The organism is Micromonospora sp. NPDC002717, assembly GCF_040295705.1.
In the GTDB taxonomy this organism is placed as follows: Bacteria; Actinomycetota; Actinomycetes; order Mycobacteriales; family Micromonosporaceae; genus Micromonospora.
Genome location: NZ_JBEOVW010000032.1, coordinates 12,934 through 22,245, shown reverse-complemented (window position 1 = coordinate 22,245; position 9,312 = coordinate 12,934). Strand labels below are relative to the sequence as shown.

The 9,312-nt window shown below is 75.2% G+C and carries 10 protein-coding genes; 2 read left to right on the top strand and 8 right to left on the bottom strand.

The window, feature by feature from the left end; all coding sequences use genetic code 11:
* Window positions 1-33 precede the first annotated feature (33 nt).
* The 6 genes from ABT006_RS30065 to ABT006_RS30040 all read right to left on the bottom strand — a co-directional run bounded on the left by ABT006_RS30065 (window position 34) and on the right by ABT006_RS30040 (window position 5,938).
* Window positions 34-1,296 (bottom strand): hypothetical protein, encoded by a 1,263-nt coding sequence (locus tag ABT006_RS30065; RefSeq protein WP_350711846.1) that lies wholly within the window; start codon window positions 1,294-1,296, stop codon window positions 34-36.
* Between the two features lie 64 nt (window positions 1,297-1,360).
* A complete protein-coding gene (locus ABT006_RS30060; RefSeq protein WP_350711845.1) occupies window positions 1,361-1,876 on the bottom strand; it encodes an NUDIX hydrolase in 516 nt (171 codons plus the stop codon).
* Window positions 1,877-1,969: 93 nt separating this feature from the next.
* A complete protein-coding gene (locus ABT006_RS30055) occupies window positions 1,970-3,460 on the bottom strand; it encodes a glycerophosphodiester phosphodiesterase family protein (protein ID WP_350711844.1) in 1,491 nt (496 codons plus the stop codon).
* A 134-nt stretch (window positions 3,461-3,594) separates the two neighbouring features.
* Complete coding sequence (gene blaOXA, locus ABT006_RS30050; protein ID WP_350711843.1) at window positions 3,595-4,542, bottom strand: class D beta-lactamase; 948 nt, start codon at window positions 4,540-4,542, stop codon at window positions 3,595-3,597.
* Window positions 4,543-4,637: 95 nt separating this feature from the next.
* A complete protein-coding gene (locus ABT006_RS30045; protein WP_350711842.1) occupies window positions 4,638-5,294 on the bottom strand; it encodes a hypothetical protein in 657 nt (218 codons plus the stop codon).
* A gap of 41 nt (window positions 5,295-5,335) precedes the next feature.
* The gene (locus ABT006_RS30040; protein ID WP_350711841.1) at window positions 5,336-5,938 is read right to left on the bottom strand and encodes a DUF4291 domain-containing protein; all 603 of its coding nucleotides are present in this window, start codon (window positions 5,936-5,938) and stop codon (window positions 5,336-5,338) included.
* Between the two features lie 88 nt (window positions 5,939-6,026).
* Here ABT006_RS30040 and ABT006_RS30035 point away from each other — a divergent pair, with 88 nt between their 5' ends.
* Entirely contained in the window at window positions 6,027-6,509 is a 483-nt protein-coding gene (locus ABT006_RS30035; RefSeq protein WP_350684091.1) for a type II toxin-antitoxin system PemK/MazF family toxin, read from the top strand.
* 44 nt (window positions 6,510-6,553) lie between these two features.
* Here the strand turns inward: ABT006_RS30035 and ABT006_RS30030 are convergent, their stop codons facing one another.
* Complete coding sequence (locus ABT006_RS30030) at window positions 6,554-7,204, bottom strand: flavodoxin family protein (protein WP_350711840.1); 651 nt, start codon at window positions 7,202-7,204, stop codon at window positions 6,554-6,556.
* Between the two features lie 135 nt (window positions 7,205-7,339).
* Between ABT006_RS30030 and ABT006_RS30025 the strand changes: the two genes are divergently transcribed.
* Entirely contained in the window at window positions 7,340-8,362 is a 1,023-nt protein-coding gene (locus ABT006_RS30025) for a phosphotransferase enzyme family protein (protein WP_350711839.1), read from the top strand.
* 51 nt (window positions 8,363-8,413) lie between these two features.
* On the opposite strand, the gene ABT006_RS30020 is transcribed toward ABT006_RS30025, so the two are convergent.
* A complete protein-coding gene (locus ABT006_RS30020) occupies window positions 8,414-9,064 on the bottom strand; it encodes a GGDEF domain-containing protein (RefSeq protein ID WP_350711838.1) in 651 nt (216 codons plus the stop codon).
* Window positions 9,065-9,312: the final 248 nt, after the last annotated feature.

Here is a 9,312-nt window from a genome sequence, read left to right as displayed (position 1 = left end):
GGCCTCCGGCGCGCGCCGGAGGCCCCGCCCTCGTCAGCGTGTGGGGCGGTCGACGAGATCCGCCTCGGGCAGTTCCTCGGGCTCGGCGACCCACGCCGAGAAGACCGGTACGCCGTGCCACGGCCCGGCCGCGCCGCCGGGACGGGTGTCGGTGGCCACCGCCACCACGGCGTACGGATGGCCGAAGCGCAACTCCGCGATCCGCGCGGTCCCCTCGGGCGGCAGGCTCATCCACGCCATCATCCCGGTGACGGCGGCGGCTTCGAAGCCGTACCGGCCGTAGCGGGCCATCGCGGCCTGCGCCGCCTCGTATTCCAGCCCCGGGGCGTCCAGCAGCTCGCCGAACACCCGGCTGACGGCGTGGAGGCCCAGCTCGGGCGCGGCCAGCTCGTGCCGGCTCTCCGCCGACCAGCAGGGCAGGGCCGCCGTGACGCGTTCCTCCCGACCGTCCGGGGCCGAGGTCCGGACCGGCTCCTCCCGCAGCGTCCACAGTGGCGTCTCGCCGAGCGGGAGGTCGAAGAGGGAACGCCGGCCGGCCGGCAGCCGGTCGCCCGCGGCGGCGGCCTCCGCCGCGATCCCGTGGGCGGCGGCGAGGACGTTCCCGGCCGCCACCCCGGGCGCGGCCGCGACGGAGACCACCACCAGCCCGGCCTCGCCGTCGGTGGCGCCGGCCGGCTGGGCCTGCGCGGCGTGCGCGGCGATGGTGCCGGCCCGCGCGGTGTCCGCGATCCAGCACCGGTGGCCGCGCTCCGGCGTGCGCAGCGCCCGGCTCAGCCGGCCGGCCCAGGCGCTGCCCGGCCCGAGCGCCGCAGCGGGCGCCACCTCGAACGGCACGGCCCAGGACACCCGGGTGGCGAGGGCGCTCGCCAGGACCAGCAGCACGTCCGGCGTGACCGTCAACGGGAACGTCTCGATGAGGTCGAGCGTGTTCTCGCGGGCCCACGCGTCGAGCCCGGCCTGCTCCGGCAGCGGCCCGGTGGCGGTCGGCCCGGGCAGGGTCGCCCGCCACCCGTCGAGCCCGGCGGTTTCGGACCCCGGCCGGTGCCAGAACGCGGTCGCCGACGGCACCAGCGGGTGCGGCGCCTCCAACAGGGCGCGGGCCGCCTCGGCGGCCGTCTTCGCGTCCGTGCCGAGCGCCTCCTCCAGCGCCGTGCGGGTCGCGTCGGTGGTCGCCGGCGCCGCGAGCGCCAGCAGCAGCCACGCGCCGAGCGGGGAGGCGACGTGGTGCCCGTCGCCGATCACGGCGTGCAGGCGGTCGGCGTAGCGGGCCAGGGGAGTGCGGATGTCGATCGTCACCGCCCCACTGTGCCCGCTGGTCGGGCGCGCGTCACCACCATCTGTCGACCGTTTTTCGGTGCGGTCAAGACCACAACTCGAACGGTTCGTCGATCTCCTCGCCGGCGAGAAAGGGCGTCAGCAGCCGGGGAAGCTGGCCCGGGTAAAACCGTTCACCGCTGGCCACCACCTCGGCGACCGGCCACCAGCGGAAGCCGAAGTAGTCCTCCCGCTCGTAGTCGAGCCGGTGTGCCTCGTCCACGTCCGGCCCGGGCCCGACGAGCCGCACCGGGACGATCACCTCGTCCTGGAGGTGCCGCCGCTGCCGGTGCACGAAGCTGGCCCGCCGCCGCCAGGTGGGCCGACCGATCTGCGCGGGGCCGGCCACGATGCCGGTCTCCTCGCGCAACTCGCGCACCGCCGTGTCCAGGTACGTCTCGCCGGGGTCCATCCCGCCGCCGGGCAGCTCCCACCAGGTGCCCAGGCGGGGGTGGTCCGGGTCGCGGGTGTGGAACAGCAGCACCCGGTCGTCGGCGTCGAGCACCACCACCCGCACCGCGCTGCGCTCGAAGACCGGCAGGTCCCGGGGAAGTTCGATCATTCGCCCATCATGCCCCGCGACGACGCGTGCTGGCGGAGGGCGGCTGGTCACACTTCGCCACCGCCCTCCGCGCGGCGCGCGTCACCCGCCGCCTCAGGGGCGGACCGGGTCGAACTGGAGGTAGTCGAGGTTCCAGTTCTGGTAGGCGTCGGCAGGCAGGCTCACCCGCACGGTGTGGTGGCCGGCCGCGAGCTCCTGGACGACGCCACTGGGCTGGAGCACCTGCTTGTTGTGGCTCGTGGTGTTCAGGACCGCCACCCGCTCGCTCTCCGGGCCTCCGTCGAACGACAGCGTGTACGTGCCGGCCGGGGAGTACGGCGAGGACACCCGTGCCGAAACGGCGTACCTGCCGCTGCGCGGCACCTCGATGGCGTAGGTCAGCCACTCGCCGCCGCGCATCCACGAGAGCCGCACGTTGCCGTCGGCGTCACTGATGTCCACGTCCTCGCCGGGGCGCATCGGCAGCCCGCCGCGGTTGCCGGCGTCGAGGTCGTGGTAGCCCACGCCCTCGCCCGGAAGGAAGTCCTCGGCCTGGACCCGGACGCTACCGTTCGGCACCGGGTCGCCGTCGCCGGTGTGCAGCCACCGCTCGAGCTTCTCGACGTCGTCGGTCTGGATGACGGTGGCGCCGAAGCTGGTGACCAGCCCCTCCCAGCCTCGACGAGGATCGATGAGCGAGGCCTCGTCGGTGAAGTGGTCCGCCAGACCGTTCCACATCGAGTTGACCCAGACCCTGCTGCTCGCCGCCAGCCGGTCGAGGAACGGCTGGCGTGCCACGACGTCGTACTGGCTGTCGAAGTTGACCTCGTAGCCGACCGGCTGGTCGCCGCCGAACGCCGCGACGTCGGCGAGATTGGCGTCGCCGATCATGTGCAGGTAGAGCGCGCCTTCGTGGCCGGCCAGGAACCGCTGGACCTCGGCCACCGGCGCGGCGCTCTTGTAGAGCCCGTTGCGGACCGTCCCGGTCTCGACGAGCACCTTCCAGATCTCCTCGCGGAACGGCCAGCCCTTGTCGAGGTTGACGAGACCACGCGTCTTCGCGACCGCCATGGCCTCGGCGAGAGTCGGGACCTGCTCGTCGGTGACCGCCGCCTGGGCGCCGCCGAGGCCCTGCTTCAGGCGGAGCGCCTTGACCTGGGCGAGAGTGAGGTCGGCGACGGCGCCGGTTCCGTTCGTCGTGCGGTCGACGGTGGTGTCGTGCATGAGCACGGGGACGCCGTCCCTGGTCAGCCGCACGTCGATCTCGACGATCTCAGCGCCGTCCTGGTAGGCAGCCGCAATCGCGGGCAGGGAGTTCTCCGGGGCGTCACGCCACTGGCCGCGGTGCGCGGCGGTGAGGATCTTGGCCTTCGGACCGTGGTCGAGGATGTCATGGTAGGCGCGCTCGGCCGGCGTGCCGCCACCCCGACCCGGCCCGCCGTAGCGGAGCGCCGGGGGAGGAGCGCCGACGCCGCTGGCGGCGACGGCGAGGGCGGCAGGTGCTTGCCGGCCGGTCGTGAGCGCTGCTCCGGCGACAGCGCCGGCAGCGACAAGGGAGAGCGCGGTCGTGACGCGTACGGCGTGGTTGAGGGGCGATCGGTTCATGGTCGCCGAACCTAGGGCCGGACCAGCCGCGCTACGCGTACCGGGCGTTGACTCCGCTTGACGATCCGATGAAGGTCGGTCGCTCCGACCCGCCGGCCACGCGTCGCCGCCGCTGGGTAACGAGTGAGGGACGGTCAGGCGGTGGGCAGGGCGCCGAGGCGGCGCAGCAGTTGCCGGCCGAGCGGCAGTCGCTTGTCCGCGTCGGCGTCGGTGCGGATGTCCACGTTCAGCGCGAAGCAGTACAGCCGGTCGCCGCGCTCGACCCAGCCGACCCACCACCCGGTGCCCGGCTCGGTGGCGTCCGTCTGGCCGGTCTTGGCGTACAGGGTGTGCGTGGCGGTGCGTTCCAGGCGCAGGATGTCCCGGACGGTCGCCTGGTGCCCCCGGTCGGCCGGCAGTTCGCCCCGGGCCAGCCGGGCCAGCCACCGCGCCTGCTCGTCGGCCGAGATCGTCAGCGGCCCGCGCAGCCAGAACTCGTCCACCGCGGCGCCGACCTCGCCGTTGCCGTAGCCGAGCCGGCGCAGCCACTCCCGCTCCCGCTCCGGCCCGATCCGCCGGGCCAGTTCCTGGAACACCGGCACGTTGGACACCCGGACCGCGTCACGCAGCCCCATGTCCCGCTCCCAGGCCGCGACGCGCTGGGGCCGGCCGCCGTACGGAACCTTCTCGTGCTCGTCGCGCACCACGCTGGTCTCGAGCGCGATCAGGCTGTGCGGAACCTTGAACGTCGAGGCCGGGATGAACCGGCGCTCGGCCCGGGCGCGGTCCACCATGACGACGCGCGCCGCCGTCACGTCGTACAGGACGAAGGTGCCCTGGAGGCCGGCCTGCCGGAACAGGCTCGCCAGGTCGTCGCGGGTCTCGACCGCCGGCCCGACCGACGCGGCGGTGGCCGACGGGCCGTCGGTCGGCGGGGGCTCCGGGCGCTCGCTCCCGGCGCAACCGGCCGCGCCGGCCAGCAGGGCCAGGGCGAGAGCCGTCGTGCCCGCGGCGCTCCGCCTGCGGCGAGCCGGCCACGGACCGCGTGGGCGGTACGGCTCACACCGGCGGGCGTCGGGCAGGCCCCGCACCTCGACGGTCACCTGCCACCGCCTCCCTGCTCCGGCACCGACACCCCAGTCAAGCACGTGCCGCACCACGAGGCGGGCCGACGCCCGCCCCACCCACCGCCGGCCGCTCAGGGCGCCGCCCCGGCCGCCGGTGCCGAGACCTGGAGGTGCCGGTCCAGGCTCTCCACCAACGCGTCGGCGCCGGCGGGTACGACCTCGTCGGCCCACGCCCGCAGCTCCCGCAGGAACCCGGCGAGGTCCGCCCGGACGCCGTCGACGAGCCGCACCAGCTCGTCGACCCGGACGTCCACATGCGAACCACGCTCCTCGTCCGCCCAGACCCGGACCGTGCCGTCCGCGCGGTGCTCCACCCAGGGGTCGGGGTCGTGGCCCTGGTCCGGCGACGCCCCCGACGGAATCTCGTACCAGGCGCGCCAGTCCTCGAGGCCGCTGCAGCAGCCCGGGTCGACCCGCGCCCCCGTGCCCGGGTCGGTGAGGCGCAGGCCGCCGGGCACCACGAGGGAACCCGGCTCCGGCCCGGCCGTCGTCACCGGCAGCACGGCGGTCAGCGGATCGTCGTCCTCGGGCCACACGGTGCGGTCGTCGACGTGGTTGTACGCCGCGATCCGCGCCACGACGGTGCCCACCTCGGCGGCGGTCAGCGCACCGGAGAGCACCAGCCACGGGCCGACCTCGGCCACCGGCCAGAGCGTGAAGCCGTCGAGGGGATTCACCTCCAGCACCGGCTGGAGGATCGGCACGTGCCGCGCGGCGGTCGGTCGCACGGCACCGGCGGCGCCACGCCTCGCCCAGGCGCGGAATCCCCTCACGGGATCGTCGCGCCGACGACGGCGGCCACGTCCGGCGGCAGCGGGTACGGGCGCTCCGGCGGCAGCAGTGCCTCGGCGGCCGGGCCGTCGCCGGCGTCGAGCGCCGCGCGTACCGCGTGGGCCGTCGGGGTCACGTCGGTGAGGGCGACCAACCACTCGTCGACGTACCGGCGCACCGCCTCGCCGGCCAGCCCGACCTGGAGCGACCGGTGCGGCAGCGGCGCCAGCCGCAGCGACCGCTCGGGGTCCCACTGCACCCGCACCGGGCTGGCGCGCAGCCGCCGCGACCAGGTCTCCCGGTCGGGGTAGCGGTCGCGGTCGAAGCTGCTCAGACACGAGTGGGCCAGGGCCCACTCGAAGCCCGACCGGGTGATCTCAACGGCCAGCACCCGCTCCTGACCGGGCTTCGTGGCCCAGCCGCAGCGGTACATCATCCAGCGGAACGACGGCTTGATCCAGGTCATCCGCTCCCGCTTGAACGGTGGCACGAAGCGACCGGCGGCCAGCGCCGCGCGGGCGATCTCCGGCGGGTACGCCTGGTACACGGTCACGGTGTCGGCGGTGAAGTCGGCGCGGATCTGGTGGGCGGGGACCGTCATGCCGCCGATCCTGATCGACCACCGGCCCCGGGTCCACCGGATTGTCCCGGTCCGGCCGGGCCGCGCGGCGGGAGATAGGCTGCCGCTCGTGGCAGGTCTTCTGAGGAGTGTCGCGGCGCGCATCGGCGGTGTCATCCCGTCGCCCCGGCGGCCCGGCCCGGCTCCGGCGCAGGTCGCCCGGCGCCGCCAGGTCGCCGCGCTGCAGCGCCGCGTGCTGGCGTACGCGCCGGAGCTCGACGGGCACGCCGACCCGGGCGAGATCGTCTGGACCTGGGTGCCGTACGAGGACGACCCGCGGCAGGGCAAGGACCGCCCCGTGCTGGTGGTGGGCCGGCACAGCCGGACCCTGTTCGGGCTGATGCTCTCCAGCCAGAGCGAGCGCGACGGCCAGCGGCACTGGCTCGCGCTCGGCCCGGGCGAGTGGGACCGGGACAACCGGCCGAGCTGGGTGCGCCTGGACCGCGTGCTGACCATGCGGGAGGACAGCATCCGCCGGGAGGGCGCGGTGCTGGACCGGGCCCGCTTCGACCGGGTCGGGCAGGCCCTGCGCGCCGGCTACGGCTGGCGCTGACCGCTCGGCTTCAGCCTGCGCCGGCGACCGCTGGGCACTGACGGTCAGGCTGGCTCCCGGCTGGGCCCGACCCCGGCGCCCTTCGCGTCCGGCGGCGGGTACGGCTGCTCGGCCAGCAGCCGGGCGAGGTGTGCGCTGTTGAGCGCCAGGGCCTTCGTGGTGCGGTCCGTGGTGTCCGGCTTCGGCCGGGCGTCGATGTAGTCGACCTTGTGCAGTGCCTCGCCCACCCAGTAGCTGGCGCCGGCCGCCGGGCAGGTGAATCCGACCTCGTTGAGGGCCTGCTGCACCTGGCCGATGGTGTGGTGCGCGCCGTCCTCGTTCCCGACGACGGCGACGCCGGCCACCTTGCCGTAGGTGAGCAGCCGACCCTCGGCGTCGGTCTCGGACAGTTCGGCGTCGAGGCGCTCGAGGACCATCTTGCACACGGCCGACGGCTGGCCGAGCCAGATCGGTGTGGCGACGACGAGGATCTGCGCGGCCAGCAGCTTGGCCCGGATGGCCGGCCACCCGTCTCCGTCGCCCTCGTCGGTGGAGACCCCGAACCGTACGTCGTGGTCGACGACCCGGACCAGTTCGCCCTCGACGCCCTGCTCGGCGAGGGCATCGAGCACCTCGCGCCCGAGCACCTCCGCGCTGGACGGGGCGGGTGACCGCTTCAGGGTGCAGTTCAGGACCAGGGCCCGGATGGTGGCCACGAACGTTCCTCTCCGCCGGCGCTGCGCTGACCCTGTCGGCATACCCGGCAGGCGGCTCGAGACACGTCGAAACCACGTTCTGCCGACGCCGTAAATGGGTGGGCCGGGCGGTGCGGCGACTGGCAGGGTGTCGGGATGACCGACGACGCGCCGGAGGCGCTGCGCGCTTGGGTCCGCGAGGACTTCGGGGTGGACCTCACCGGGGCCGAGGCGGTGGGGCACGGTGCGGACCGGCACGCGCGGCTGTGGCAGGCCCGGTCCGCCGACGGTACGCGGTACGCCGTCAAGCTGAGCGGCGGCGGCAGTCCGGCCGGCCTGGTGGTGTCGGCGTACCTGGGGGCGCGGGGCGTGCCGGGCATCGCCGTCCCGCTGCGTACCCGGGACGGCCGGCTGTGGAGCGACCGGGACGGGCGCCGGCTGTCCCTGGTGCCGTGGGTCTCCGACGCGCGGGCGCTCGGTGGCGCGATGACGGCTGAGCACTGGCGCGCGTACGGCGAACTGCTGGCGGCGGTGCACGACGTGGCGGTGACCGACGACCTGGCCGCGCTGCTGCCTCCGGGCGGCGCCGCGCACGCGGCGATCGTGGCGGCGGCGCGCGGGGTCGACGCCCGGCTGCGCGGTCTCCGGCCGGGCGACCAGGGCGATCCGCTGGTGGACGAGCTGGCCCGCATCTGGTCGGGGGCACGGGGGACGGTGGCGGCGCTGGCCCGGGGAGTGGAGCGGCTCGGCGACGAACTGCGCGACCGGCCCGGGCCGGCGGTGGTCTGCCACGGCGACCCGCACCTGGGCAACCTGCTGCTCGGGCCCGAGGGCCGGGTCTGGCTGATCGACTGGGACGACGCCGTGCTCGCCCCGCGCGAGTGCGACCTGATGTTCCTCATCGGCGGTGTGCTGGCCTTCGCTCCCGTCACCGCCGCGCAGCAGGCCGCCGCCTTCGCCGGCTACGGCCGGGTCGACGTCGACGCCACCCGGCTGGCCTGGTTCCTGAGCGTGCGCGCCCTCGACGACATCGGCGACTGGTCCCGCCAGGTGCTCGACGCCGCCTCCGCCGAGGCCGACCGGCGGCAGGCGCTCGACATCGTGCGAGGGCTGGTGTCACCCCACGGTCTGGTCACCCTGGCCGACGCGGCGCTGGCCGACCTGGCCCGGCAGCGCTGACCGACGCCCGACGGGCCGGTCGCCGCGGTTGGCCGGGGTGGCTCCGCCGGGTCAGCACTCCGCCAGGTGGGCGGTGTCGACGAGTTGCCGGGGCGAGTCCGCCGACCCGAGGCTCTTGGCCCGGTACATGGCGGCGTCGGCCCGGTCGAGCGCCTCGGTGAGCTGCGCCGGCCCGGTGACCGGCGCCAGCCCGACGGACGCGGTCACCCGGACGCTGAGCCCGCCGAGGGGGATCGGGGCGGCGACGCTCTCGCAGAGCCGGCGGCTGGCGTGCTCGATCCATCGCCGGTCCACCGTCGGGCTGGTGAGCAGCCCGGCGAACTCGTCGCCGCCGAGCCGGGCGACCAGGTTGTCCCCGGCGAACGCGGCGAGCCGCTGGGCCACGCTGATCAGCACCTGGTCGCCGGCCGCGTGCCCGTAGCGGTCGTTGATCTGCTTGAAGTCGTCGAGATCGAGCACCACGGCGATCAGCGGCTGCCCGGCCGCGTCGGTGAGCAGCGTGGCGGCGATCCGGTAGAACCCGCGGCGGTTGGGCAGGCCGGTGAGGGGGTCGTGGCTGGCGGCGTGCCGCTCGGCGGTCAGCTCGGCCTGGAGGTGCCTGATCTCGGCCTCGGCCCGCAGCGCGCGGCTGCGTAGCTGCCAGGTGGTGAGGAGGGCCCCCGCGGCGCAGATGCCGGACGCGACGGTGAGCGGATCCGGCACGAGACCTCCCATCGCCACGATGCCCCGTGGCCCCGGCGCGCGGCGTGCCGCGCCCCGTCCCGGGGCCCTGTCGTCGCTGGTGGCAGCCCAGCGGTTGATGACGCAGAGTGAGCGGATCGGCACCGCGCACGTGCGTTATCATGCTCGCTGGCCGGTGCAGATGCAAGAGCAGATGCACGTGCAGCCAACCCCTCTCGTCGATGCCGTGCGACTCTCCGCAGCCCCGCCCGCCCGGCAGCGGCGGCCCG

Excerpts from the sequence above, each read along its gene's own strand:
- ABT006_RS30060 (WP_350711845.1), bottom strand. The coding sequence starts at position 1,876 with ATGATCGAACTTCCCCGGGACCTGCCGGTCTTCGAGCGCAGCGCGGTG.
- ABT006_RS30055 (WP_350711844.1), bottom strand. The coding sequence starts at position 3,460 with ATGAACCGATCGCCCCTCAACCACGCCGTACGCGTCACGACCGCGCTC.
- ABT006_RS30040 (WP_350711841.1), bottom strand. The coding sequence starts at position 5,938 with ATGACGGTCCCCGCCCACCAGATCCGCGCCGACTTCACCGCCGACACC.
- ABT006_RS30025 (WP_350711839.1), top strand. The coding sequence starts at position 7,340 with ATGACCGACGACGCGCCGGAGGCGCTGCGCGCTTGGGTCCGCGAGGAC.